Genomic DNA, 26,442 nt, shown 5'->3' on the forward strand with positions numbered 1-26,442 from the left:
ATATGACCGACAGCATCCGCTTCATCCTGAATGGCGAGGACGTCACGCTCAGCGATGTCCGGCCGACCGAGACGCTTCTCGACTATCTCCGGTTGAAGCGCCGGCTGACCGGCACGAAGGAAGGATGCGCAGAAGGTGATTGTGGCGCCTGCACCGTCCTCGTCGGACGGCTGATCGACGGCAAACTGCACTATGAGTCCGTCAATGCCTGCATCCGCTTCATGGGATCGCTGAACGCCACCCATGTCGTTACCGTCGAGCATCTGGCTGCCAGGGACGGCACGCTGCATCCGGTGCAGCAAGCAATGGTCGATTGCCACGGTTCGCAGTGTGGGTTCTGCACTCCGGGCTTCATCATGTCGATGTATGGCCTTTGGCTTTCCAACGACAAGCCGAGCCGCGCCGATATCGAAAAGGCGCTGCAAGGCAATCTCTGTCGTTGTACCGGTTATGAGCCGATCGTGAAGGCCGCCGAGCAGGTGAGTTACACCCGTCCGAGCGCGCTCTTCGACCCGCTCGAGAAGACCCGCTCCGAAATCATCTCGCGCCTCTGGGCGATGCGAAGCAGCCAGACCATCTCGATCACTTCGACAGAGGGACGGCTGGTCCTGCCGGGGTCGCTAGACGCGCTGGCACGCGTTCTGGCCGAAGAGCCTGCCGCCACCATCGTCGCGGGATCGACCGACGTAGGGCTCTGGGTGACCAAGCAGATGCGTGCCTTGGATCCGGTTGTCTTCATCAACCATCTGACCGATCTGCAATCGATCACCGCGGGCGATGGCGGCTTTACCATCGGCGCAGGCGTTACCTACAGCCGCGCATTCGAGACCATAGCCAGGAAGGTGCCTACACTTGGCCGTCTCATCAACCGCATCGGCGGCGATCAGGTGCGCAACATGGGCACGATCGGCGGCAATATCGCCAATGGCTCGCCGATCGGCGACACGCCACCGCCCTTGATTGCCCTTGGCGCCACCGTGACGCTGCGGTCTCTGGACGGGGCACGCATGCTGCGGCTCGAGGACTTCTTCATCGCTTACGGCAAGCAGGATCGGCGCCCGGGCGAATTCGTGGAGAGCATCTTCGTCCCCTATCCTGCCGAGGACACGCAGTTTGCCGTCTACAAAGTCACCAAGCGCCGTGATGAGGACATCACCGCGGTTCTCGGAGCATTCTATCTCACGCTGGACGACGAAGGCGACGTCAACGATATCCGGATCGCCTTCGGCGGCATGGCAGCAACGCCGAAGCGCGCGCGCCACGTCGAGAACGCGCTGATGGGCAAACCCTGGACCGAACAGACGATCGAGACGGCCCGGGCAGAATTCGACGCCGACTTCCAGCCGCTGACCGACTGGCGCGCAACGGCCGAATACCGCCAGCTGACGGCGAAAAATCTGCTGACGCGATTCTTCCTGGAAACATCAGGCGCACCCGCTGAACTCCACCGCTTCGAAGAGGTGGCATGATGGACAAGTCGAGCTTCGCCGATCCCAAATTCATCATCAACGGCGCGATGCACGATCAGCAGCGCCACGATTCCGCGCACAAGCATGCGACTGGCTCTGCCGACTACATCGACGATCTTCCTGAGCCTGTCGACCTGCTGCACGGCGCTTTGGGCCTGTCCGACCGGGCGCACGCCGAGATCGTCAGCATGGATCTCTCGGAGGTCGAAGCAACACCGGGCGTCATCTGGGTGTTCACCGGCAGGGACGTCCCAGGCGTCAACGACGTCAGTTCCAACGGTAGCCACGACGAACCGTTGCTCGCCGAGAAAAAGGTCGAATTTCACAACCAGCCGATCTTCGCCGTCATTGCCGAGACACGCGAGATTGCCCGGCGGGCGGCCCGTAAGGCGAACATCGAATACCGCGACCTGCCGCATTGGAGCGATATCGACGGCGCGCTTGCCAACGGCAGCCCCCTCGTCATCACACCGATGACCCTGCAGCGCGGCGATGCAAAGTCGGAAATGGACAATGCACCGCGGCGCCTGAAGGGCCAGATGCGGATCGGCGGCCAGGAGCATTTCTATCTCGAAAGCCATATCGCCATGGCAATCCCCGGCGAAGACGACGAGGTTACCGTCTGGTCGTCGACCCAGCATCCGAGCGAGATCCAGCATATCGTCGGACACATTCTCGATATCCCGTCGAACGCGGTGACAGTCAATGTCCGCCGCATGGGTGGCGGTTTCGGCGGCAAGGAAACCCAGGGCAACCAGTTCGCAGCCCTTGCCGCAATCGCCGCCAAGAAGCTGAAGCGTGCGATCAAGTTCCGGCCCGACCGCGACGAGGATATGGCCGCAACCGGCAAGCGCCACGATTTTCTTGTCGATTACGAACTTGGCTTCGACAACGACGGACGGATCCACGCGGTCGATGCGACCTACGCTGCCCGCTGCGGCTTCTCGTCCGATCTCTCGGGGCCTGTTACCGACCGCGCGCTGTTTCATGCGGATTCCAGCTACTTCTATCCGCATGTTCACCTGGCATCGAAGCCTCTGAAGACGCACACGGTCTCGAACACCGCCTTCCGCGGCTTCGGCGGCCCGCAAGGCATGCTCGGTGCGGAACGCTTCATCGAAGAAATTGCCTACGCCGTCGGCAAGGATCCGCTTGAGATCCGCAAGCTGAACTTCTACGGACAACCCGGCTCGGGTCGCACGCTCACCCCCTATCATCAGGAGGTCGAGGGCAACATAATCGGTCGCATCGTCGACGAGCTTGAGGAAAGCGCCGACTATCAGGTGCGCCGCAACGCAATCGTCGAGTTCAACCGCAATAACCGTTATATCCGCAAGGGCATTGCACTGACACCGGTGAAGTTCGGCATCTCCTTCACCATGACCGCTTTCAACCAGGCGGGCGCCCTCGTTCACGTTTATCAAGACGGCTCGATCCACCTGAACCATGGCGGCACGGAGATGGGCCAGGGTCTCTACACGAAGGTGGCGCAGGTGCTGGCCGACGGCTTCCAGGTCGACATCGAGCGGGTAAAGATCACGGCCACGACGACAGGCAAGGTCCCGAACACCTCGGCCACCGCAGCATCGTCAGGATCGGATCTGAACGGTATGGCAGCTTACGATGCCGCCCGCCAGATCAAGGAGCGGCTGGTCGCTTTTGCCGCCGAAAAATGGGGCGTGCCGCCGACGGACGTTGTCTTCTTGCCGAACCGCGTCCGGGTTGGCGACAAGGAGTTTGCCTTCCCCGATTTCATCAAGCAGGCCTATTTCGCCCGCATCCAGCTTTCCGCCGCGGGCTTCTACAAGACGCCCAAGATCCATTGGGATCGCGCGGCCGGCCGTGGCACACCGTTCTATTACTATTCCTATGGCGCGGCCTGCTCGGAAGTATCGATCGATACGCTGACCGGCGAATACATGATCGAACGGACCGATATTCTCCACGATGTCGGTCGCTCACTGAACCCGGCGATCGATATCGGTCAGGTCGAGGGGGCATTCGTTCAGGGCATGGGATGGCTGACAACGGAAGAGCTGTGGTGGGACGAGAAGGGTCGGCTGCGAACGCACGCGCCCTCGACCTACAAGATCCCCCTCGCCTCCGATCGCCCGAAGAGCTTCAACGTCCGGCTGGCGGAATGGTCTGAAAATACCGAAGCCACGATCGGCCGCTCCAAGGCGGTGGGCGAACCACCCTTCATGCTGGCGATTTCGGTACTGGAAGCGCTGTCGATGGCCATCGCCAGTGTCGCCAACTACAAGGTCTGCCCTCGGATCGACGCACCGGCAACGCCCGAGCGCGTACTGATGGCCGTCGAGCGAATGAAGAAAGTCTAGCAAAAAGGGCAGCACTTGAATGCTGCCTCACGGCTACCGCAGGAACTCGATGTCGCAGCGCGGCTCGCGCCCGTCCATGAAACCGAGGTCGCGCTTGATGCGATCCGGCATACCCTCGAGCTCCAGCCGGTCCCATCCCGAAAGCCGACGCAGCAGTCTCCGGCCAAGGTCGGACAGCCAACTGGAAGCCCGGGCAGCCCTTGCTTGCTTGTCCTGCTCGATAGCAGCGCAATCCATGACATCACCTCAATAATCTGATCTATTAGGTTGCAGGTTGCGCCAATAAATGCTGCAATTCCAATCGAACGATCATCTGGATGCATAAAGAGAGCTTATCCATGAAGCTGTCGAAGCAGTTTCCGTTGAACGCCTTGCGGGTCTTCGAGGCCGTCGCGCGACTCGGCAGTTTCACCAAGGCGGGCGACGAGCTCGGCATGACGCAAACGGCCGTCAGCTACCAGGTAAAACTGCTGGAGGAGAATATCGGAGAGCCGCTCTTTCTGCGGCGTCCGCGTCAGATCGCGCTGACCGACGCTGGCGAGCGGTTGGCGCCCAAGGTGACAGAAGCCTTCGCGATGTTGCATGACGCGATGGCGTCGGTTCGCGAGCAGATCGAGGACACGCTGATCATCCACTCGACGGCCACATTTGCGCAACAATGGTTGTCACGCCATATCGGCTCGTTTCAGCTGAAGCATCCAAATATCGCTGTACGGCTAATCACCTCGGGATCGCTGGTGGATTTCAATCGCGAGGCCGCCGATATCGCCATTCGTTGGGGCAAGGGCGACTGGCAGGGTCTGACCGCACATAAGATCATGAGTCTCGATTTCACGCCGATGTTGAGTCCGGCGCTGGCCGAGAAGGCCGGCGGCATCAACACGCCCGCCGATCTGCTGCGTCTGACACTGATAAGTGCGAGGGATCCGTGGTGGCTGCAGTGGTTCAAAGCCGCCGATGTCGATAAGCCGGGCCTGGAGAAGTTTCCGAAGAATGAATTCGGCACTCAGGTGCTGGACGCCAATATCGCCATGGCCGGCCAAGGCGTCGCTATTTTGAGCCCCGGCCACTTCCTGGAGGACATTGCCGCGGGACGGCTTTATCAGCCGTTTGCCCTAACGGCCAATGACGGGCGAGACTACTGGCTGGCCTATCCGGAGAGCCGTCGCAACGTTCCGAAGATCAAGGCATTTCGAAACTGGATTCTCGAGGAGATGAACGTCACTGGCACCAACGGCATCTAATACCCCATTTCCGGGGCGTAGAAACAGCGCGGTGTATCCTCGTTCGGGAACAGGCAAAGATGATAATCCCCGTCACCGGAACGCATCGCCTTCCCCATGGGAAGCAGGAAGACATGTGCGTGCGTGACAAGCCGGTGATCGCCCGGCAGAAGCGTCACCCGATAACCGCGCGGCGTGATCGCCACACTTTTCGGCGGGATCATCTGGCAATCCCCGGTTTCGCTATCGCCGTTGCAGCAGAAGGGCTCATAGCTCCAGCCGGACGGCGCGTCATGGCCGTAAGCGCCGGACGCGAATGCAATCATCACCCACACAAGAATGCTGCGCATTGGCATCTTCTCCGTTGATGAATGCGCCGCCGGAATGAAGCGGTTTCCACCTCATCCCGACGGCCTCAAAGTGAAATTGTAATCGAACCGTTACATTTCAAGCCACTTTGCGTGCTGCAAGGCGGCGTAGACGAACCGCATTTTCAAAGATGCTTTACCATTCGCGGTGTTCACCGATCGACCGTTGGCAAGCCGTCTCCGCGATGGCTGACATCTCCAGTACGGACGAGCATCCGATGAAAAAACGTCGATATGTTGGCTTAGTGCGCGGCGTTTTAACCCCGGTCTTGCTGCATGCCGGGGAACATCAAGTTCGGGCAGAGAAACTGATTGCGCGGCGAGATCCACAAGATCAGTGCTCGGACATTGATATGTTTGTGTATTACGGCCCCATCCGGATCGAGTTCGTTCGCGTTTGAAGGACAAGACCGGACAGACGCGAGATTCGACGCAATCGGCTACAGGGGCTGGACCGTCCTGTCGATCACCGTCTCCCGGGTCGGCATGCTTCACACCGCCTTGATCTCTAGCCGAGCTGAAATCAAAACAACAGGCCTGGCCTTTCCCATCAGGTTTTGAGCCCGGGACTGCGTGGATGCTTCCGGGTCACCTTTTCAAAAGTTCGTTACCGCGATCGAGTGCAGGTTATTCTCTCGCCAATAGCTAGGTGCGAGCCGCCAATCCCCTTTCCTCCGGGCACGACTTTCTGCAATGTGACGAGTCGAGAGAAGAACAGGGGAAGTCAATGTATGAATATGCCATTGCGTGGGAATGGTTGGCCTTTGCGGCCCGCTGGTTCCACGTCATAACCGCGATTGCCTGGATCGGCTCGTCCTTTTACTTCATTGCACTCGACCTCGGTTTGGTGAAGCGGCCGCATCTTCCACCCGGCGCCTATGGCGAGGAGTGGCAGGTTCACGGTGGCGGCTTCTACCATATCCAGAAGTATCTCGTAGCCCCGGCGCAAATGCCGGAGCACCTGACCTGGTTCAAGTACGAAAGCTATTTCACCTGGCTCTCCGGCTTCCTGATGCTCTGCATCGTCTACTATGGCGGCGCCGACCTCTTCCTCATCGATCGCCATGTGCTCGACATCAGCGCCCCGGTCGCGATCCTGATCTCGCTTGCCTCGCTCGCCGTCGGCTGGATCATCTACGACCTCTTGTGCAAGTCGCCGCTCGGCAAGAACACCTGGGGCCTGATGGCGGTGCTCTATGCCGTGATCGTCTTCATGGGCTGGGGCTATACGCAGCTGTTCACCGGGCGCGCCGCCTTCCTGCATCTCGGCGCTTTTACGGCAACGATCATGTCGGCCAACGTCTTCATGATCATCATCCCGAACCAGAAGATAGTGGTCGCCGATCTGATCGCCGGGCGCACGCCCGACGCGAAATACGGTGCGATCGCCAAACAGCGTTCGCTTCATAACAACTACCTGACGCTGCCTGTCATCTTCTTCATGCTGTCGAACCATTATCCGCTGGCTTTCGGCACCGCCTACAACTGGGTGATCGCGGCTCTCGTTTTCCTGATGGGCGTCACAATCCGCCACTGGTTCAACACGACGCACGCCCGCAAGGGTCGCCCGACCTGGACCTGGATCGTCACCGTCATCCTCTTCATCCTGATCATGTGGCTGTCCACGGTGCCCAAGGTGCTGACCGGCGAGAAGGATGCGCAGGCAGTTGCTCCCGCCTTCCAGCAATTCGCCGGCGACGCGCATTTCCCGGCGGTCAAGCAGCTTGTCGGTACGCGCTGTTCAATGTGCCATGCCGCCGAGCCTGTCTATGAGGGGCTGGCGCGACCGCCAAAGAACGTCCTTCTTGAAACCGACGCGGAAATTGCCGCTCATGCGCGCGAGATCTATATACAGGCGGGCCGCAGCCACGCCATGCCGCCCGGCAACGTGACTGACGTCACCCCGGATGAGCGCAAGCTACTCGTCGCCTGGTTCGAAAGCGCAGTCGAAGGCAAACAGGAATGATGTCAGCCGCCCTTCGCTTCATGCTCCTTGCGTCCACTCTGACCGCATGCGGCCAGAGCAGTGCGGACGCAACGACAGCCAAGGGCAGCCCGACGGCACCTGCAGGCGATTTTGCGGGCGATCTCAACGCGCTCGGCACGGAGCCCTTCTGGGCGATCAAGATACGCACCGACGGCCTCACCTTCAGCCGCCCGGGAACGGAGGACGTCAAGATCGCCAACCCCGGCCCGGTCATCGACAAGGATCGCGCCACCTGGGCGATCGCCGACGGACCGACGCCCTTCAAGCTGACACTGACCAAGGGGGATTGCTCAGATGGCATGTCCGATCGCCACTACACACTGAACGCGGTTCTGGTATTCGCAGACAAGACCATGTACGGCTGCGCCGACGCTCCGGCGGCCATTGCCGCCCAGCCGGCGCCCTGACGCGAACGCCGCGCAACAAGACAATCGAGAGGCAGAAAGCCATGACACACACCCTTCTCCGCGGCCGCCTCCTCTCCTTCCTGCGTGCGCCTCAAGACCTTGGTGACACCGGAAGCTATCTTTATGAAAGCGACGGCGGCCTCTTGATCAAGAACGGCCTGATAGTTGCCTGCGGTGCCTACGACAAAGTCAGTGCGCAAGCCCCCGCCGAAGCCGTGACCGTCGATCATCGTCCGCATCTGATCATGCCTGGCTTCATCGACATGCACCTGCATTTCCCGCAGATGCAGGTGATTGCCTCCTACGCCGCAAACCTGCTGGAATGGCTGAACACCTACACCTTCCCCGAAGAGTGCCGCTTTGTCGAAAGCGATCACGCCGAGCGGATCGCCACGCATTTCTACGATGAGCTGCTGCGCCACGGCACGACGACGGCTGTCGCCTATTGCTCCGTCCATAAGACCTCCGCCGACGCCTTCTTTGCCGAGGCGCTGAGACGCAAGATGCGCATGGTCGGCGGCAAGGTGATGATGGATCGCAATGCCCCGCAAGGCCTGCTCGACACGCCTCAGATGGGCTATGACGAAACCCGCCAGATCATCGCCGAGTGGCACGGCAAGGGCCGGAACCACGTCGCCATCACCCCCCGCTTCGCGATCACCTCGACGCCGGCGCAGATGGAGGCCACCCAGGCGCTTGCCCGCGAGTTTCCCGACCTGCACATCCAGACGCACCTCTCCGAGAACCACGACGAGATCAAATTCACCTGCGAGCTTTATCCCGAGGCGATCGACTACACCGATATCTATGCCCGCTACGGCCTGCTCGGCGACAAGACGCTCTTTGGCCACTGCATCCATCTTTCGGATCGCGAGGCCGATGCGATGAGCGAGGCAGGCTCTGTCGCGGTCCACTGCCCGACCTCGAACCTCTTCCTTGGCTCCGGTCTCTTCCCGCTGAAGGCGCTCGCACGCCGTCAAAAGCCGGTGCGCATCGGCGTCGCCACCGATATCGGCGGCGGCTCCAGCTATTCGATGCTGCGCACGATGGACGAGGCCTACAAGATCCAGCAGCTGCTCGGCGAACGCCTGAACCCGCTTGAAAGCTATTACCACATGACATTGGGCAACGCCCGGTCGCTGTCACTTGCCGACAGGATCGGCACGCTCGATGTCGGCTCCGACGCCGATATCGTCGTCCTCAACGCCGCCGCAACGCCCGCCATGGCACTGAAGATGGAGGTCGTGAAGACGCTGCCGGAAGAGCTGTTCCTGTTGCAGACTATGGGCGACGACCGCGCGATCGCGGAGACTTACGTGGCGGGCGTTGCGGCCAAAAGCGCAATCTGAGATCCGCCGCACGTCGACATCGGCCCTCTGCCCGCAATCAGCGGGCAGATCAGGCTCGTGTCACGCCCGATAGCGAAGCGCATTGACCAGCAAGGCAAAAGCCGGCGACGTCTGCCGACGGCTAGGGTAATAGAGATGGTATCCTGGGAAAGGCGCGCACCAATCCTCAAGAACGCGAACGAGCCGTCCATCGGACAGAGGCTGCCGCACCAGCGCTTCCGGCACAAAAGCCAGACCAAGCCCCGAAAGGGCTGCGTTCAGCCGTAACTGCGCGTTGTTGAACACCAGCTGGCCTTCCACGCGCACCTTCACTTCGCGCCCGTCCTTCTCGAACTCCCAGGCATAGACCCCGCCATAGGTGGGCAGGCGCAGGTTGATGCAGTTGTGGTCGGTCAGATCAGCGGGCGTCTGCGGCTTCGGCCGCCGCTCGAAATAGGCAGGCGCTCCCACGACGGCCATCCGCATGTCAGGGCCAATGCGCACGGCGATCATGTCCTTCGCCACCTGCTCGCCGAGCCGAACACCGGCGTCGTAACGCTCGGCGACAATGTCGGTCAGCCCATAATCGACGATGATCTCGACGTTGATATCGGGATAGTGCGGCAGCAGCCTTTCCAGCGCCGGCCAGAGGACCGCATCGGCGGCGTGCTCTCCCGCCGTAATGCGGATCGTACCCGCCGGCTTCTCGCGAAATTCGCTGAGCGCGGCCAGCTCACTCTCGATCTCGTCGAAACGCGGTCCGATCGAACTCAGCAGCCGCTCACCTGCCTCCGTCGGCGACACGCTGCGCGTCGTGCGCGTCAGCAACCGCAGGCCGAGGCGTGTCTCCAGGCCGCGGATCGTATGGCTGAGCGCCGACTGCGACACGCCAAGCTTGGCTGCGGCCTTCGTGAAGCTTCTCTCCCGCGCCACGGACAGAAAGGCGATGAGGTCGTTGATCGATTGTCGCGCCATTCATGAATCTCACTCATAAGCTTATGCCGTTTATACCATCTAATCGCAGGAAAGCATCCGCACTAGATCTTCCTTTAGTCAGCCGAGCAGCGCGCTCCTCAGATCACGAAAGGACGAAAGATGAAAATCAGGCGAAACGGCTCCGATCCATCCGCCAAGGGACCGGCGGACTACTTTACCGGAACGGTCCGCATCGATGCGCCGTTCCAGGGGACATCACCGGCGCGCGTCGGCGGTGCAGCGGTGACCTTCGAGCCCGGCGCGCGCACCGCCTGGCACACTCATCCGCTCGGTCAAACACTGATCGTCATCTCCGGCAGCGGTCGCGCGCAGCGCGACGGCGGACCGGTCGAAGAAATCCGCGCCGGCGACATCGTCTGGTTCGAACCGGGCGAGAAGCACTGGCACGGTGCGTCTGCGACAACAGCCATGACCCATATTGCGATCGCCGAAGCCCTCGACGGCAAGGTGGTCGACTGGATGGAAAAGGTCACTGACGAACAATACCGGGCCTAGGAAAGAAAAATCCATGCAGAAGCGCACACTCGGAAACAGCGGCCTCGAAGTATCCACCCTCGGCCTCGGATGCATGGGGTTGAGCTACGGCTACGGGCCGGCAACGGACACCGCGGACGCAATCAAACTGATCCGCGCCGCCTTCGAACGCGGTGTCACATTCTTTGACACTGCGGAAGCCTACGGCCCCTACAAGAACGAAATTCTGCTCGGGGAGGCGCTGGCGCCGTTCCGCGACAAGGTCGTCATCGCCACCAAGTTCGGCTTCAATTTCGGCCTCGATGGCAGCCAGAGCGGCATGAACAGCCGCCCCACCCATATCAGGGAGGTTGCCGATGCGGCGCTGAAGCGCCTCAACACCGACGTGATCGACCTCTTCTACCAGCACCGCGTCGATCCGGACGTGCCGATCGAGGATGTCGCCGGCACGGTCAAGGACCTGATCCGCGAAGGCAAGGTCAAGCATTTCGGCCTTTCCGAGGCGGGCGTCAGGACGATCCGTCGCGCGCATGCGGTCCAGCCGGTCGCCGCCCTCCAGAGCGAATATTCGCTGTGGTGGCGCGAGCCGGAACAGGACATCCTGCCGACGCTCGAGGAACTCGGCATCGGCTTCGTTCCGTTCAGCCCGCTCGGGAAGGGTTTCCTGACAGGCGCGATCAACGCGGAAACCACCTTCGACAGCAAGGACTTCCGCAACGTGGTGCCGCGCTTTTCAGCCGAAGCCCGCAAGGCCAATCAGGCGCTCGTCGATCGCCTGGGCGAAATCGCCCTCAAGAAGGGTGCAACGCAGGCTCAGGTCGCCCTTGCCTGGCTGCTGGCTCGCAAGCCCTGGATCGTTCCGATCCCCGGCACGACGCAGATGCACCGCCTGGAAGAGAATATCGGCGCCGCCGCCGTGCAACTGACCGGTGACGATCTTGCTGCCATCGAAACCGCGCTCGCCGGCATAAAGGTTGAGGGCGACCGCTATCCGGCGCATCTGCAGGCCAGGGTCGACCGCTGAGCGGCGGCCAGACGAACGGAGAGGATCTGCCATCACTGACGGTATCATCGAGGGTGGCCGGCTCAGCCACCGACCGGAACCGGAGGATAACGTGAAGCCTTATGTCATCCTGCATATGGGATCGAGCATTGACTTCCGGAAGCACTTCGAAGGCGATGTCGTCTATCTACGCTACCGTCCGCGGTAATGCCGGCAGTGGCTAGCCCGACCACAAGATCGATTTGAGCGCATCCATGACAACGCGGATGATCGGCACGTTGCGGATATCGGCGTGCACGACCAACCAGAGCTCCCGCGTCAGTGACTGCCGCTGCGGGATCGCCTCAACGAGATCATCAACACCAGTCAGCATGAAATTCGGCAGCATGGCAATGCCGCCGCCTGCGCGCGCAGCGGCCAGCTGGAATTCCAGCGTCGTTGCCCTGAGCGTCACCTTTCTCCCCTCAGTCGCCTCAGCAAGCCGGATCGACTGCGGCGCGCTCGCCATCGTTTCATCATAGGCAATGAAGGTTCTTTGCGCCTCCGGCGTCGCGGCCAGATAAGCAGCCTTGGCATAAAAGCCGAAGGCGACTTCTCCAAGCTTGCTGATGACGAAATTGCCCTGCTCCGGTTTCGTCATGCGAACAGCAACGTCCGCCTCCCGCCTGTCGAGCGAGGCGTAGCGCGTCTCGCCGACGATAGTAATGCCGATATCCGGGTGCCGGGCTTGCAAGGCGACGAGCGCCGCCGGCAACATCGCCGCCGCAAGTGTCGGTGGCGCGCTGATCCGGACCTCCCCGGCAAGCGTTGCGCCGGCGGCAAGCCCCAGCCGCTCGACGGCTTGCGCCTCCTGCCCCATCCGCTCCGCCATTCCAGCCACCCGCTCGCCCTCCGGCGTCAGCACAATGCGGCGACCGCGCCGGTCGATCAGCTTCACGCCCATCTGCTCCTCGAGCCCGGCAACCCGGCGGGCAACCGTCGCGTGCTCCACGCCGAGGGCGCGAGCGGCCCCGAGCAACGTTCCGGCGCGAGCGAGCGCCGCGAAATAGCGAAGGCTTTCCCAATCGATCATTGTTCATTTCTTCCCATTCAATGAGAAACAATAGGGAATTTTCGATCACAACACCATGCGCGATGATGCCTGTACCAGCAATCGGAGAGAACCCATGGACAAGGTCGTTACGCTTCTCGCGCCTGGCGGCATCGAGCAACTGCAGGTTTCGGGACGGCTGCCGCAGGAGCCCGGCGCAAGCGAGATCCGCATACGCCACGACGCGATCGGCATGAATTTCCTCGATATCTACCACCGGCGCGGGCTCTACGCCCTGCCGGCCTATCCCACCGTGCTCGGCGTCGAAGGCGCCGGTACCGTCGAAGCCATCGGAAGCGTAGTCACGACCTTGAAGCCCGGCGATCGCGTCGCGTATGCCGGCGCGCCGGTCGGCGCCTATGCCGCGACGCGGCTCTTGCCAGCGGCCCGCGCCGTTCGCCTGCCCGATGGCGTGTCTTCAAAGATCGCGGCCGCGTCCATGCTGAAGGGGCTGACGGCCTACATGCTGCTGACGAAGACCTATTGCGTCGAGCGCGGAACCACCGTTCTCATCCACGCCGCCGCCGGCGGGCTCGGAAGTATTCTCGTGCGATGGGCAAAGCACCTCGGCGCCACGGTGATTGGAACCGTGAGCTCGGAGGAAAAGGCCGATCTCGCGCGCCGCCACGGCGCAGACCATCTGATCGTCGGCCGCAACGCGGATGTCGTAGCCGCTGTTAAGGCGCTGACAGACAACAGCGGCGTCGATGTCGCCTACGACGGCATTGGCGCCGGCATGCTCGCAAAGTCCATCCAGTCAGTCCGTCCGTTCGGTGTCGTCGCGACAATCGGACAGGCTGGCGGGCCGATCCCGCCTGTCCCGGTCGACGAGCTTCGCCCGGGAAAGTCGCTGACGCATCCAAGCATCATGGCCTACATAGCGGACACCCCGGCGTACCTGACGGCGGCTGAAGCCGTGGTCAAGATGCTGGCTTGCGGCGTCACCGCGACAATTGCCGGTGAATACCCTCTTGAAGAGGCTGCGCAAGCCCAGCAATACCTCGAAGACGGGCATGCCGCAGGCAGCCTGATTCTTGTTCCGTAGGCGACGAAAGAGATACACAAAGCCTCGGAAATCATGTTAAGGGCCATGGCGTTATTCAGATGTGAAAGTCTTATCCATGGCCAATCCTCTCACGATCGCCGACCTGAAAAGCCTCGCCCAGCGCCGCGTCCCGAAGATGTTTTTTGACTACGCGGATTCCGGCGCCTGGACCGAGTCGACATACCAGGCGAATGAGAACGATTTTGCCAAGATCAAGCTGCGCCAACGCGTGCTCGTTGACATGACGAACCGCACGCTGGAGACGACGATGATCGGCCAGAAGGTTTCGATGCCGGTAGCTCTCGCCCCGACTGGGATGACCGGCATGCAGCACGCCGACGGCGAAATGCTGGCGGCGCGCGCCGCAGAAGAATTCGGCGTTCCCTTCACGCTGTCGACGATGAGCATCTGCTCGATCGAAGATGTCGCGTCTGTCACCACGAAGCCCTTCTGGTTCCAGCTCTACGTAATGCGCGACAAGGACTTCGTGCTGAACCTGATCAACCGCGCGAAGGCGGCGAAATGCTCCGCCCTCGTGCTGACCGCCGACCTGCAGATCCTCGGCCAGCGCCACAAGGACCTGCGCAACGGCCTTTCCGCACCGCCGAAATTCACCCCGAAGCACGTCTGGCAGATGGCGACACGCCCTTTCTGGTGCCTGGACATGCTGCAGACGAAGCGCCGCACCTTCGGCAACATCGTCGGCCACGCGAAGAACGTTTCCGATCTTTCCTCGCTCTCTTCCTGGACCGCCGAGCAGTTCGACCCGCAGCTCTCCTGGGCCGATGTCGCCTGGATCAAGGAACAATGGGGCGGCCCGCTGATCATCAAGGGCATCTGCGACGTCGAGGACGCCAAATCGGCCGCCGAAACCGGCGCCGACGCCATCATCGTCTCCAACCATGGCGGCCGCCAGCTCGACGGCGCCCCCTCTTCGATCAGCATGCTCGAGCCAATCGTCGATGCCGTCGGCCACAAGATTGAAGTGCATCTGGACGGCGGCATCCGCTCCGGCCAGGACGTGCTGAAAGCAGTCGCTCTCGGCGCCAAGGGCACCTATATCGGCCGCCCCTTCCTTTACGGCCTCGGCGCCATGGGCAAGGAAGGTGTCACACTCGCCCTCAACATCCTGCGCAAGGAAATGGATGTCACCATGGCGCTCTGCGGTAAGCGCGACATCAACGATGTCAACGCGTCGATCCTGCTTGGCCGTCAGTAAGCATTTCAATGAGTAGGCGGTTCAGAAAAGTCACGAATCCCGACTTTTGCGACATTTTTGACTGGTCACATCCGACACGGTTTAAAAGGCCCGCCTTCGCAAGCCCTTAGCCGATCTAAGCCTTATCGGCTCAAGACTCTCGGTCTCAATGCGGACGGAGATCTGGAAACTGCTTGGCTGCGAACGGAAATTCGTGCCTGGCCGCCCTCGGCTGACGATCTTGAAGTCGGCAATGTCATGCATCAAAGCTCCCGGACAGGCGCGCCGAGACCGGCTACGTTCGCCTCGATCATTTGCCAAGCCGCATCCATCGAGCAAGGGTACCTTACTAAAGTATCGGGCCTTCTTCCTTGCAATACCGGCAGCGATGATCGAGCCAACACAGGAGGTCACCCATGCCGAGAATTGAAAGAAGGACAACCGAAGATGCCATCCGGGTGATTGGATGGGTCGATGACGAAGGGAACTTGATCAGCGATGTTCCGGATCGTTTCCAAGCTCAATTCATGTTCGTGAACGAGCGCAATGCTAAAACCTACTTGTCAGGCTGTACCCTGGCCGAGCAGGGTCTCAGCCACTTTGCGTTGTTAATGTACAATATGCGCAAAATTAAAACTTCGGATTGAATTATCTCTAGCATAACGCAATTGCACCAGATACCACTAGAGCGCGACTCGACTGAACAAGGCGGTTGCGAGAAGCCAAAATTTCGATCGGCCTTCGACCGGGCATCCCAACGTCATTTTATTAAGACCGCATTGCATTTTCTTCCGGATCATCAACGTATCGGTTCCATACATGGCGAAGAGACTGCTGCTTCTGAACACGCTCGTGGTCGTAGGGTTTGTCGCAGCGTGGACCGTAAATCAGATGTATTTTTCCGCGAAAAATGATTTTAAATATCGCCTTACAGTAACATTTTCTGAAAATTATCATCCAGTGGTGGCAAATAGCGCTCGGTGGGAGACGCAACGTCTATGCGCGCGTTTATAGTAGCAACCCTTCTTTTGCTGCTCACAGCATCCCTGGCCCTTTTTGCATTCGTCTGGTCGAGAGACGTCTTTTACGTCGTGGATACCTATCGTTACCGGCTCACAGTCAACTTTATGGTCGACGGTAAGCCTTTGTCTGCCAGCGGTGTCGTGCAGGAGACCATTCACAAGCCACCCTGCATTTTGTTGGAACAGACATGTGGGCACGTGTCGATAAAAGGCGACGCTATTCCCGTGCAGTTTCCCAATGGAAAATCGGCATTTGTGCTCCTGCTGGTCGTTGATGGTCACAGAATTGCCGTCGGGGAATATCCCAGCCACGAGTTGCCTAGGAGTTCCGCGACCGGAAAATTGAGTGCATCAGCGCAACAGGAATTTGCAGTAAGCGACAAATTTCTCCCCGACATTGTCTATTTTTCGAGAACCGACGATCCCTATTCAATGACTATTGTCGATCCACAAAAGATCGATGAGGTAGGCGGCCCTGGCGCCAAGTATGTCAATGCAACCATTGCGGTGACTGATGACCCCGTTACGCGCGTTATGAGCAATTATCTTCCGTGGCTCTCTACTTTCAAGTCTCATCTGGATGCTTCCAAAGTGGACTTTTCTCGATACGTGCAGATGCAAAACCTAGTCAGGTATCTAAGGAGAGATGACCTATGACTGATGATTTGATGAATGCGATACTCGCAATGAACGCGTATGACTTCGGGGCAAGCAAGTCTCTGGACGGCACGCAACATATGCAGATAGGCGAATGGACAATCACAAATATCGCAGATCCAAGAGAAGGTCCCTGACGGACCGAGCGGCGCGCACGGCGCACGAGCTTTGGGAAAGGTATGGTTCGGATCAGTCCGCAGACAGAATAGCGTCGACAATCACAGGTCCGCCGTCGCACATACCGTCGGAGAATATCGCCAGTCGATAAACTTCGACGGATCCCTCCGCATGGCTGGTCAAAACCGCCATTCCTTCCGGTTTGACTTCCTTGTCACACTGCGCCCTCTTCGCTTCCGATAGATCGAGAGGTCCCAGGTCTGTGGTATTCACGGGTGCCTTGCGATCAGCCTCCTCGTCGACCTTCCATAACGCGATCGACCAGCCTACATCACGATTGTCGTCGTCAGGCCCGAGAAGGAGAAGGATCCCTCCATCGACCGAGGCCATGTCGCGGATCGCCCTACCCCTCGCCACACGAATGCGAAAAGGATCCCTGGCATTGCCCTGGGTGACGAGCGATGGTGATGTGCCCGCCTCGAAGACATAAGCAATAGCTCCGCTTCCGGCCGCCGTTTCGTCCCGTGCCGTCGGCCCCCGCAGACCGAAATAAAGACGTCCGTCGTATGCAGCCATTCCTTCTATGTCGAAACCGCCCTCCTTGGAGCCGAGGCACTTACCGACTGATCCCCGCAGGTCGTCGCTGAGTACTTTCGTAATATCGAACCCGTCCTCCAGATCTTTCAGTTTGCCGTTTGACTTGCGAAGTGGGAGTCCGGTCGCCGGATCATAAGCGATCCTGACAAGTCGATGGCTTCCTTCGTTTACCTGGCAGGGGTCTCTCTTGTCGGCGTGCGAACCCGAGACATAGTAGAAGGCACCGTCGGCTGCGACCGCTTCCGCATCCATTTCACTGTCGTCAGGACCGAGGTCGATCGATTTCTTTCGAACTTCGTATTCTGTCTCGTTGATAGCAATGGTTCGGGCTTCGGCCCCCTCGTCGAAGGCGACAAGGCAGATGTGCTTCCCGTCAACAACGACAGCACATGCGACCCCGCTCAACGACCTGCGGGTTTTCTTTTCCAGATCGAAGTCGCCAGTGGTTCGCAGGGGTCCGCCGATGACCTTGATTTCGGCACGAGAAGGCGTTGCCGGCAACCACGAAATACCGAGCATGGCGACAAAGAGAAGCGCTGAGGATCGCAACATTGTTCTTGCCCGGATCTTGGCGTGGTAAAGTGAAAAGTCACAATATCGCGCAACGGTAGAGCTAAAAATCCCCCAGAAGGCTTATTCTCCAGGACCAAATGGCGAAAACCTGTCATCGAGCCCAGCCACTTACCTAAATATGGACTCGTCGTTAGCAATGTCCGTTACAACGTCGGTTGTAGGGGGTATTGCCGAATGCCGGAGATTTTTTGCAGAAGACCCAAAGCGGCTTCGACTTGCCCTAGCGGACCGTCGCCAAGCGCGAAGAATTGGGGATCGGGCCTGCCTTCGGCCGTGAATTGCGATGACAACTACGCGCAAATTGCGGGCGTGTCCTTGCCCACAGTAGAAGACCGGGTTGGGCCGCAGGCGGACCTTTCATCCGCGCCGGAGCCCTACCCCGGCAGCGAACGGTTTGGCGACTGGGTCTTCGGTCCGGGTGGCAACGTCGTTGAGCGCTCGTGACGGCCGGGCTAGGCGCCAGCCATCTGCAAGCGCCTAGCCGTTCTTCCGGGGGCGTCCGCCCTTGGCACCGTTGGCACGGCTTGCCTCCACCTTGGCCGTTGAACGGGATTGACCGCCTCGGCGCTGCGCATCCATGAACTTCGCAGTGCCGAATATGCCGTTCATCAACCCGGCGATGGTAAAATCCACGTCTAGGCTTTCCCAATGCAGGCCGGTCTCGCCGAGAAGCTCTACCTCCGCCAACTGCGCAACGGTTGCATTCTCCAGGCCCTGCATCGATCGGGCAGGCACCATGAACGCCGCGCCATTGGTGAAATCCACGACGATGCGGCCGGATGCCTCATCGAAACGGACTGATGCCGGGATGGGCGCGCGGGCGCGTTCTGCCTCCCCCTTCACGGTAGCTTCTCGGTAGTGACGATCTTCAAAGACAACTTCACCCATGGATGCTCTCCCATTTTTCGATGAACAGGCGCTTGTTCGCCTGAACGATGGCAAGCGCTACGCTTAAATCGCGCTTCTTCATTCCTCGGTTTGAAATCACGGTGAGATCGAGGATATTGATGCGGGCTTCCCCATCTCCATAGACATGAGTGTGCGCCGGTTCGTGGTCATCCGTGTAAATGACAAATCGCATTCCTGCTTCGCGGAGAACGGTGACCATGCTCCAAAATAACCTAACAACTTGGGTTTTTCAAGAGCCAGCGCTCGACTCAAGACGGCGCACCTCGGATGCGTACTGAGGGAACACACCAAAGAGTATTTGAAGAAGTGGGAGGTCGGGTAGTTTCCGTCGACGGCGACGTCCAACCCGCGATGTTACGGATGCACCGCAATATCGTTGCGTCTACCAATCAATAGCCTGACGCGGCAGCGACGCGCTCGAATCTGATGATATCAACGTCACGTCCCAGTAGCTCGGATGCGATTTCGACGACCTTGCCCTCGTGTGTGAACAGGATCGGCTGGAACGCCCCCCCTCCAGATGCCAGAGTTCTCAACCCGGAAGCCTTGCGCTCGTCATCGAACGATTGAAATACATCGTCTGTTATGAAAGGCAGTGGCTCGTTGCGGCTGCAGAAGTCCTCGATGAAGGCCAACCGGAAGGCGAGGTAAAGCTGATCTGCGGATCCTTCACTCAGCGCTTTCGTCGGGAGCCGCTCGCCGTCGGCTCGTTCTGCCTTGAGCCTTATCGCATCCTGATCGTCGAATTCCTGAACCAAGCGAACGAAGGAGCCGTTCGTCAAGGTGGAGAAGTACTCGCTTGCGCGCGCGAGCAGCGGATCTGCCTGTGACTCTCTATAGCGTTCCAAAGAGGTGGATAGCAGTTTCGAGGCGAGCCTCAGAACAGCCCACTGACGGGCCAGATCCTGTGTCTCTTGTTCCGCAGATGCCTTGTCGAAAGCAGCCTGCTCCGCGCTCATTCCTGTTTCAAGCGACTCTTTTGTCGATGCCAGTTCAGCGAGTCTTCCCTTGAGCTTGCCGAACATGTCGAACTGTTGAGAATCCTCGGCCGCCAGCGCCTCGATCTCCAAATCGGCGGCGACGCGATCGAAGTCGTTCAGTTTCACCCGGATGTCTTGTTCGCTGATGCCTCTTGAATGGAGCGACAGCCTCCGCCGACTGTCGTCGAGCTTCTCGACCACGGCACGACGCCTTCCCAGACGCTCGAGAAGTGTCTTGCCGTCCATCTCAACATTCAGGCGAGCCAACTGAGCCGCTACATCCTGACTGATCGACTTGCGTTCTTCGGCTATCTGGTGAAGTTCGCCGGATACTCGCTCCCGGCTGGTAGCGAGATGTCGGTCACGATCCTCTGCGGATTGTGCGTCGGTCATTCGTTTGTGGAGGATATCGACAGCGAGCAGCGGAGCAAGTCTGGCAAGATCGTCGCCGATCGATTTGCATACTGTCGACAGCTTCTCCTCGAATTGGTCTATGTTGCGTGTCATACCGTCCACGCGACGCTGCCTGTTCTGTCTTTCGGCATAGCAGCGTGGGATTTCTTTCCAGACTTGGATTGCAGCCTCCGCCATCTCCAGGGTTGGAGCATTGTCGAGGCCGAAAGCAGCGCATGCTTCAGCGAATTGGGATTGCCACTCATCAACTTTCATAGCCAAGGCAGCAATCTTGCGCTCACCGTCAGCAATGTCCCTCGCCAGAGCTTCCTGGCGGGCGCGCACCATACGCCTCTCATCCCACGCCTTTGCCAGCTCCGTCAGTTTTGCCTCCACGAGCCTGACATTCGACGAAAGCGGACCGGCAAGCGTGGCATTGAGCCCGATGGCGGTTGCGATGCTCGCGAGTTCAGATGTGACTTGGACATTCCGGCTTTGAAGAATGCGAAGCTGATCTTCCAGGTCCCGGACGCTCTCGCGCCTTTTGGCGATGGCATCGATGCTGCGGAGCCATTTGCCCATCTGATCGATATCGAGAACAGGGATTCCTGCATGGTCGAAAAGTCGCGAAAACGCGGCCAACACACCTTCCTGGTGATCCCGTGCGGCCTCGAGTTCAAGCTCTCCGGCACCGAGGTCACTATCAATTCGAGCCAACCTCAGCGTTAGCTCCGAGTGGCGGGCGGTTCGCTCAGCTTGCGAAAGTGCTCCGTCCGAAAGCTTGTCCGCCTCGTGAACGAGCACTGGCAACGCACCGTCCCAGAGCGTGCCGGACTGAAGTCCGAGAATGGCCTCATCGCGAACTGCCCTCGCCTCTTCGATCATCGAACGGGTAATGAGGTGCCGATCATCTTCGAGGTCCGAAATGAGCTGTGTTACGTCCTCACGCTCCAAACGCCGCTCTGCCTGCCTTTCCCGGGCACGCTTCACACGGTCGAAAGCTGCAACAAGATTCGGGCGGTGTTTCTCCAACTCAACTTCGTCCGGAAGAGGAAGCTTTAGAAGGCCTTCGAGATCCTCGACCGGAGGGGCCAGGCGAGCCTTCGCCTCGCCAATATCCTGGCGTGCCCTTGCTAGCGCGGTGTCGATCTCGTCAATCCGTTCGACCGATCGGATATCTGGCTGGAGGGCACCAAGGCGCTCCTGCAGATGCCCGACATCTTGAAGCGTACCACCGCTCTCAGTTCGTTGCATACGGCTGAATTCTGAGGCCTGGTCTTCCAGGCGCTCCCGCAAACCCGTCTCGGCGCGCTTCAGCTCGTTGCCATCGCGAATAAGACCGTTGAGACGATTGATTTGGGCATCAGCTGGCTGCGCCTGGATGAGTGTCTCAACCGATCCCCTGTGACCCGCCCGTCGACCGAGACCAGCGAGCTCAAGATCGAAATCCGCCACCTCTGCCCGGACCCTAGAGAAATCGGCCTTCGCTTGAGAATACGCCACTTTTTCCGTGAGGAGTTCGTGGATCAGATCTCGCTGCTTCAAAACAGCAGGGTCGAGCTGTAGTGCCTCGAACTCGCCCCGAATACGCTCGCGCGTCTCAATGGCGGCCGCTTCCTTTGTGGCGAGTTGCTGGAGACGCTCCAGTTGGTCTTCAAGCTGCTGCTCGATCCCCTTCGGGACTGCGGCAATCTCGTCAAACTCCGCAAGTCCGGCCAACTCTGCATCGACATCGGTCAAAAGCGGTTCGAGCGTGCGTAGGTTCTGTAGAAGATCAAGACGAGTTTTCGTTCGCAAACGCGCGTGACCGAGCTCTTCCAACTGGCGCTCGACCTCACGGATTTCATCAGAAAGCCGCTTCCAGTCGGGCGAACGGAGTTCATGAACTTTCTCGGACTGCCGCGCAGCTTCATGACGATCGAGCGCCTGATAAAAGGCCCGATCCTTCGATTTCCGCTGAGAGAAGATCGCGTCAGCCTCACCGTCCAAACTCTTGCGCAACTGAGTGAGGCCAGTCAGTCCGGACGCGGCCGAGAACAAGAGGCGGCCGATCTCGCCATCGCCTGTCGCCATCTCCTCACCCCCTTGACGGAGTCTGGCAGAATCCATTCCGAAAGCCTTTTCAAAGACTGACCGGTTCACCCCGCCGATAAAGGGAGAAAGGATATCATCCGCAAGAGGGGTCTCCTGTTCCGAATTGGCGACCAATGTTGCTTTGCGGCCTTTCCGACGCCGGAAATCGATCGATGCTCCGTCGCGTCGCGTCAGACTTGCGCCAACTCTGAGAATAGAGGGCTCGAATTTGTGCAATCCGGCAACTTCGTTCTGAAAACCAAACAGGAGGTCGGATAGGGCACGGAGCATGGTGGACTTGCCCGCCTCGTTCGGCCCGAAAACGATATGCAACTTGGCATCCGGCCGAAACGGGATGGATCGGTCCGAAAGTGAGCCGTATCGGAGAAAATCAAGCCGATCGAAGCGCATGGTTCAACCCGCGGACGCCATTCGTGCCAGAAGCAGTTCACGCGCCTCTTTCAGCAGTTCCACATTTGTAGCGCCAAGCGGGCTATCGTTGGAGGCGAGGCCTCCCGGCATTTTCGGCAAGATTTCCATCAAAATCTCATCGACATGGATAGCGTCATTCCCATGAGCCTCCAGCGCTCCGAGAAGTTCAACTCCCGCAAAGGGGGTCTCAGCGACGGACACCGCAGGGGAAAGCCGCAACTCCAGTTTCTCGATCCAGATGTCACCGTAGGCCCGCTGGCAGGCCGCGAGCATCTCGTCCTGCCACTGCGCTCGATCACGCGCCAGATCGTCATAGAACGCACAGGTCCCAGAAATCCGGATGCGTGCAGCAACTGGCTTGCCGTCGAACTCCGCTGACATCCGGGTCGTTTCTTCCTCGATCCGCTTCAATACATCCACATCGAGGTCGCCCTCGCTGACTTCGACGCCGATTGAGATGAATCGGGCACTGTCCACGATAAGGCGATCAACGGTCGCGATGCCATCATCAACAGTGACAAGTACTGCACCCTTTGCGCCTTGCTCACGGATGCTTCGACCCTGGAGATTACCTGGGAAGACAACCAACGGATCGGAAGCGACTATCTCAAAGTCGTGGACATGGCCAAGCGCCCAATAATCGTATGCGCGGGAGCGCAGATCGTCGACCGAGCACGGAGCATAGGCCTCATGCCCCTCGCGCCCGGTCATCGAGGTGTGCAGAACCCCTATGTTGAACCAGCCTGCAATTGCCGAAGGATAGCCGATGGCTAGATTTTCGTATGCCGCCCGGTCTGTAAAGCCCTGTCCATGGAGGGCGACCTTCTTTTCCTCGATGAAGAAGGTAGCGGGCTTGCTCGTTGTAAATTCGTGCACGTTGTCGGGTAGCGTGATTGTCTTGGTAATCACGCTCGCTGCATCGTGGTTTCCGCGTAGCAGGTAAACTGGAATTCCCGCCCGCTGCAGTCGCCCCATTTCACGATTGAAGAACAGACCGACCTTGTTGTCCTTCCAGTCCCCGTCATAGACGTCTCCGGCAATAACCACGAAGTCGACGGCGAGTTCGACCGCTCGGCTGACCAGCAGCGTCAAAGCCTGCCTGGTCGCCCTCGAAAAAAGCGCGGCGAGCTGCTCATCCTTTACCGAAAGGCCTCGGAAAGGGCTCCCGAGATGAAGGTCAGCGGCATGAATGAATCTGAACGAGGTCACGACTCTTCTTCGGTGTGGTGCTTAATGCTCGACTTTAACGCGGTCATTTTCCGCGTGTAGCCAGTTAGAACCGTTGTCCACTAGTTTCGATGGATTACGGCATTCTCGCCGATAGACGACTCGACAGCGAGCGGCCGCGGCGAACGCCGAGCAAAGCTCCCGGTTCTTCATTTCCGCAGATAGCTCTTCTTTCCGCCATCGGACATGCAATAGCGACCACCACGCGGACCTGTGCAGTAAGTCCCCGATCGGCAAGAGCATTCGCCGCTGACGGCAGGTGACATCTCCGCTTCCGCTCCGCCGAGGAGCCCGACGGCTCCTCCCATATATGCCGAACACGATTTCTTGCTGGCCGAGACGGACCCATCGTTGCAAAGGAAAGTCTCGCCCTGACAACCCGCTATACCGCCCTTGGCGCCACTGCATGGACGATTGGCAGCTTCGATCGCACTCGTCGGGGTCATCACAATCGCAAGCACGACAGCGAGAAGTCCTTTGCGGAGCGAATTATCGCGCGAGCGGCCAGCGCCCGTCCCATTGAAAGGCTTCCTCACTGTGCAGACGCCATCGCATTCCCCGAGACGAGCATGTCATCTCGAACCAACAACTCGCCATCGGACTTAAGCGCTTCGATGCGAGCAATGATCACGTCACGCAACTGGCTGCTGGTCGCCTTGAAGCCTAAGCCGCGGGCGACAGCGTTCACGGCTTCGTTCTCCGTAGCACCCAGGCTCGTGGAAATGAGAGAGGTCAGTCCCTGATCGATTTCCATTGGCGGGATCATCTCGATCCGGCGCAGGCTCGGAGATGCCACGGCGCTTCTGTCGCGAAGACGGGTTTCGTGCCGGACGGGCGAGGCACTCTTTGGCACTCACGAAGGTCTATTTTCCTCGTATTGGATCTGCTGCATCCTTTGTACGGTATGCGTTGCGGGATTTCCTCGATTGGCGTTTGAGTTTGTTTCGCGTGCGCGACGAAATGCATGAGGGAAGCCCGACTCTCGGCTAGCAACTGCTGCGCTTGATGGCGTCATGTGAGGGTGGGTGGTGATGCTTCGACAAACTTACGGTCCGAAGGTGACGCGAGAATTCGCAGTGATCAGGGTAGTGTTCCCATTGGTTGGATTGGTGATCTGCATCACCATTCTTGGCCTTTATCTATGGCGACTGCATCATTTTGAGCGCTCCGTCGCGACGATAGAAGCGGTCTGGGAAGAGGAAGTTAATCGTCGTGGGGCGACGATCATAACGATGGCAGAACTGTCTTTCTCAAGGACTGCTCCCACTGGGGAGTCCCTCGCATGCAGATACAGTTTTGAGATCGGCACGCCTCGTGATGGATTTAAGGTTGGGGATAAGCTCGACATTGTGCCAGCGACTGGAACTTGCCAGCGGGCTGATATCATTGGGCGGAGCGAGCGAAACCTGTAGCGCTCTCCATGTTTCAGTCGACCTCAGGAGCTCGACGCTTTTCCAAGGCAGTAGCTCAATGAGATTCCGCTATTGCAGGATGTCTTCGGCGGGCGGAGCCACCACACGTGTGGTGTCATAATCCATGGTCTCGGACAAAGTCTTGGACGGATACCGCGCATCATCATCGGGAAACCGGCGTACGACCTTACTGAGCCTCTGGAGATCCGAAGTGAGCCAGACTTCGGCACTGGCCATCTGGTGCGGATGGCGATTGTGCCAATATGCGCGAAAGTGAGGCCCGTCAGTGTTGTCGACGTAGGAGCAGGAGGTAAACCTCGGATAGGCCACGACAGGCTGCGGCGCGGTCGTTGTCGTCCACTTCGTGTCGCTGCCGTTTCTTTCAAACGCTTCCGACGCAGTCCTTCGAGCCTCCATCAGCGGAATACACGCTCCTCGGGCGTCGTTGCCGCCTGCTCGAGCTTGAGCGAGATGTCGCCGATCGCCTTGGCGGCCTTTGCCGCCGCATCCTGATAGAGTTCCTGCGTCTTCAACTGCTCACGCAGGATATTCTGCAGATCCGGAAGTCCGGGAAGCGACGTGTTGGTATTCGCCGTATCGCGACGCAGGTCGTCGACGTTCTGGGTCTGGTTCGCCGGGTCGGTGATGATGATCTGCCCCGGAGAGACGGCAGCCAGCGCCTTTCCGGTGGCGCTCTCGCCCTCGCTGAGGTGCGGAGCAAGCGATGGCCCGAGCAGCGACAGGCCGCCGCCATAGGTGTCGGCCTTCCACTTCGAATAGGTGTCGACGTCCTGCCACGTAAGTGTGCCAGTCTCGAGCCGATTGTCGCTTGCCAGCGCCTGGCTGCTGATGACCCCGCCAATCAGCGCGGTATTGTTGCCGACGGTGATATCGAAACCACTGGAACCAGAATGGATGCCGGATTGCTCCGAGACCATGGCGGCATCGCCATTGGCCTTGTGCCAGATACCGACAGATCTTTTTTGGCCAGCATCGTGCCGGAGTGTTGATCAAGTCACCTTTGATGTTGACGCTATCGCCTGCCATCAGCGCACCGGAGGCGGTAAGCTCACCCATCTCAGTGCTGGGGATATAGACGGCCGGCGCCGGCACCTCGATGCCG

24 protein-coding genes are annotated in these 26,442 nt (G+C 59.4%); 13 read left to right on the top strand and 11 right to left on the bottom strand.

The genetic code is table 11. The features are described from left to right. The first annotated feature begins 2 nt into the window (after positions 1 to 2). Together xdhA and xdhB are read left to right on the top strand one after the other, a co-directional pair. Positions 3 to 1,469: a xanthine dehydrogenase small subunit gene (gene xdhA / locus NBG89_RS11195; protein WP_431320020.1), complete on the top strand. Its 1,467-nt coding sequence runs from the start codon at positions 3 to 5 to the stop codon at positions 1,467 to 1,469. Further along, positions 1,469 to 3,808: a xanthine dehydrogenase molybdopterin binding subunit gene (gene xdhB / locus NBG89_RS11200; protein ID WP_431322669.1), complete on the top strand. Its 2,340-nt coding sequence runs from the start codon at positions 1,469 to 1,471 to the stop codon at positions 3,806 to 3,808. The genes xdhA and xdhB overlap by 1 nt, the downstream gene beginning before the upstream one ends. A 33-nt stretch (positions 3,809 to 3,841) precedes the next feature. Here xdhB and NBG89_RS11205 read toward each other — a convergent pair whose 3' ends face one another. Continuing rightward, positions 3,842 to 4,045 (bottom strand): hypothetical protein, encoded by a 204-nt coding sequence (locus NBG89_RS11205; protein ID WP_431320021.1) that lies wholly within the window; start codon positions 4,043 to 4,045, stop codon positions 3,842 to 3,844. A gap of 101 nt (positions 4,046 to 4,146) precedes the next feature. Here NBG89_RS11205 and NBG89_RS11210 point away from each other — a divergent pair, with 101 nt between their 5' ends. Beyond that, positions 4,147 to 5,052, top strand: a complete 906-nt coding sequence (locus NBG89_RS11210; protein WP_431320022.1) for a LysR substrate-binding domain-containing protein — start codon at positions 4,147 to 4,149, stop codon at positions 5,050 to 5,052. Here NBG89_RS11210 and NBG89_RS11215 read toward each other — a convergent pair. Beyond that, positions 5,049 to 5,381 (bottom strand): hypothetical protein, encoded by a 333-nt coding sequence (locus tag NBG89_RS11215; protein WP_431320023.1) that lies wholly within the window; start codon positions 5,379 to 5,381, stop codon positions 5,049 to 5,051. The two genes, NBG89_RS11210 and NBG89_RS11215, sit on opposite strands and share 4 nt — an antisense overlap. Before the next feature lie 745 nt (positions 5,382 to 6,126). On the opposite strand from NBG89_RS11215, the gene puuD reads away from it, so the two are divergent. Genes puuD through guaD form a run of 3 tightly spaced genes read left to right on the top strand, consistent with a single transcriptional unit; the run spans position 6,127 to position 9,142 of the window. Next, positions 6,127 to 7,365 carry a urate hydroxylase PuuD gene (gene puuD, locus NBG89_RS11220; protein WP_431320024.1) on the top strand — a complete coding sequence of 413 codons (1,239 nt, stop codon included), beginning with the start codon at positions 6,127 to 6,129 and terminating at the stop codon, positions 7,363 to 7,365. Continuing rightward, entirely contained in the window at positions 7,362 to 7,793 is a 432-nt protein-coding gene (locus tag NBG89_RS11225; protein ID WP_431320025.1) for a COG3650 family protein, read from the top strand. The genes puuD and NBG89_RS11225 overlap by 4 nt, the downstream gene beginning before the upstream one ends. 41 nt (positions 7,794 to 7,834) lie before the next feature. Further along, on the top strand, positions 7,835 to 9,142 hold the full coding sequence (gene guaD / locus NBG89_RS11230) for a guanine deaminase (protein WP_431320026.1): 1,308 nt from the start codon (positions 7,835 to 7,837) through the stop codon (positions 9,140 to 9,142). Positions 9,143 to 9,202: 60 nt separating this feature from the next. Here the strand turns inward: guaD and NBG89_RS11235 are convergent, their stop codons facing one another. Further along, on the bottom strand, positions 9,203 to 10,096 hold the full coding sequence (locus NBG89_RS11235) for a LysR family transcriptional regulator (protein ID WP_431320027.1): 894 nt from the start codon (positions 10,094 to 10,096) through the stop codon (positions 9,203 to 9,205). 120 nt (positions 10,097 to 10,216) lie between these two features. On the opposite strand from NBG89_RS11235, the gene NBG89_RS11240 reads away from it, so the two are divergent. Next, positions 10,217 to 10,612, top strand: coding sequence for a (R)-mandelonitrile lyase (locus NBG89_RS11240; RefSeq protein ID WP_431320028.1), 396 nt, complete (start codon positions 10,217 to 10,219; stop codon positions 10,610 to 10,612). A 13-nt stretch (positions 10,613 to 10,625) separates the two neighbouring features. Continuing rightward, positions 10,626 to 11,615 carry an aldo/keto reductase gene (locus NBG89_RS11245; protein ID WP_431320029.1) on the top strand — a complete coding sequence of 330 codons (990 nt, stop codon included), beginning with the start codon at positions 10,626 to 10,628 and terminating at the stop codon, positions 11,613 to 11,615. A 199-nt stretch (positions 11,616 to 11,814) separates the two neighbouring features. Here the strand turns inward: NBG89_RS11245 and NBG89_RS11250 are convergent, their stop codons facing one another. Then, on the bottom strand, positions 11,815 to 12,666 hold the full coding sequence (locus NBG89_RS11250) for a LysR family transcriptional regulator (protein WP_431320030.1): 852 nt from the start codon (positions 12,664 to 12,666) through the stop codon (positions 11,815 to 11,817). 94 nt (positions 12,667 to 12,760) lie between these two features. On the opposite strand from NBG89_RS11250, the gene NBG89_RS11255 reads away from it, so the two are divergent. From NBG89_RS11255 to NBG89_RS11270, 4 genes are all read left to right on the top strand, one after another. Beyond that, on the top strand, positions 12,761 to 13,729 hold the full coding sequence (locus tag NBG89_RS11255) for a quinone oxidoreductase family protein (protein WP_431320031.1): 969 nt from the start codon (positions 12,761 to 12,763) through the stop codon (positions 13,727 to 13,729). A 76-nt stretch (positions 13,730 to 13,805) separates the two neighbouring features. Then, complete coding sequence (locus NBG89_RS11260; protein WP_431320032.1) at positions 13,806 to 14,948, top strand: alpha-hydroxy acid oxidase; 1,143 nt, start codon at positions 13,806 to 13,808, stop codon at positions 14,946 to 14,948. Between the two features lie 395 nt (positions 14,949 to 15,343). Continuing rightward, positions 15,344 to 15,574, top strand: coding sequence for a hypothetical protein (locus NBG89_RS11265; RefSeq protein WP_431320033.1), 231 nt, complete (start codon positions 15,344 to 15,346; stop codon positions 15,572 to 15,574). Between the two features lie 351 nt (positions 15,575 to 15,925). Next, positions 15,926 to 16,606 (top strand): hypothetical protein, encoded by a 681-nt coding sequence (locus NBG89_RS11270; RefSeq protein WP_431320034.1) that lies wholly within the window; start codon positions 15,926 to 15,928, stop codon positions 16,604 to 16,606. 189 nt (positions 16,607 to 16,795) lie between these two features. Here NBG89_RS11270 and NBG89_RS11275 read toward each other — a convergent pair whose 3' ends face one another. Then, positions 16,796 to 17,872 (bottom strand): DUF3616 domain-containing protein, encoded by a 1,077-nt coding sequence (locus tag NBG89_RS11275; RefSeq protein ID WP_431320035.1) that lies wholly within the window; start codon positions 17,870 to 17,872, stop codon positions 16,796 to 16,798. Positions 17,873 to 18,208: 336 nt separating this feature from the next. Between NBG89_RS11275 and NBG89_RS11280 the strand changes: the two genes are divergently transcribed. Next, on the top strand, positions 18,209 to 18,337 hold the full coding sequence (locus NBG89_RS11280) for a hypothetical protein (protein WP_431320036.1): 129 nt from the start codon (positions 18,209 to 18,211) through the stop codon (positions 18,335 to 18,337). Between the two features lie 33 nt (positions 18,338 to 18,370). On the opposite strand, the gene NBG89_RS11285 is transcribed toward NBG89_RS11280, so the two are convergent. The 6 genes from NBG89_RS11285 to NBG89_RS11310 form a co-directional block, all read right to left on the bottom strand. Further along, a complete protein-coding gene (locus NBG89_RS11285) occupies positions 18,371 to 18,781 on the bottom strand; it encodes a DUF2442 domain-containing protein (protein WP_431320037.1) in 411 nt (136 codons plus the stop codon). Then, positions 18,774 to 18,974, bottom strand: a complete 201-nt coding sequence (locus NBG89_RS11290) for a DUF4160 domain-containing protein (protein ID WP_062369716.1) — start codon at positions 18,972 to 18,974, stop codon at positions 18,774 to 18,776. The genes NBG89_RS11285 and NBG89_RS11290 overlap by 8 nt, the downstream gene beginning before the upstream one ends. A gap of 217 nt (positions 18,975 to 19,191) precedes the next feature. Continuing rightward, positions 19,192 to 22,659 carry an AAA family ATPase gene (locus NBG89_RS11295; protein WP_431320038.1) on the bottom strand — a complete coding sequence of 1,156 codons (3,468 nt, stop codon included), beginning with the start codon at positions 22,657 to 22,659 and terminating at the stop codon, positions 19,192 to 19,194. 3 nt (positions 22,660 to 22,662) lie between these two features. Then, positions 22,663 to 23,889, bottom strand: coding sequence for a metallophosphoesterase family protein (locus tag NBG89_RS11300; protein ID WP_431320039.1), 1,227 nt, complete (start codon positions 23,887 to 23,889; stop codon positions 22,663 to 22,665). Between the two features lie 550 nt (positions 23,890 to 24,439). Continuing rightward, positions 24,440 to 24,703 carry a hypothetical protein gene (locus NBG89_RS11305; RefSeq protein ID WP_431320040.1) on the bottom strand — a complete coding sequence of 88 codons (264 nt, stop codon included), beginning with the start codon at positions 24,701 to 24,703 and terminating at the stop codon, positions 24,440 to 24,442. A gap of 1,032 nt (positions 24,704 to 25,735) precedes the next feature. Next, the gene (locus NBG89_RS11310; protein ID WP_431320041.1) at positions 25,736 to 26,257 is read right to left on the bottom strand and encodes a hypothetical protein; all 522 of its coding nucleotides are present in this window, start codon (positions 26,255 to 26,257) and stop codon (positions 25,736 to 25,738) included. Between the last annotated feature and the right edge of the window lie 185 nt (positions 26,258 to 26,442).

It is taken from the genome of Rhizobium sp. YTU87027 (genome assembly GCF_050644135.1).
In the GTDB taxonomy this organism is placed as follows: Bacteria; Pseudomonadota; Alphaproteobacteria; order Rhizobiales; family Rhizobiaceae; genus Rhizobium.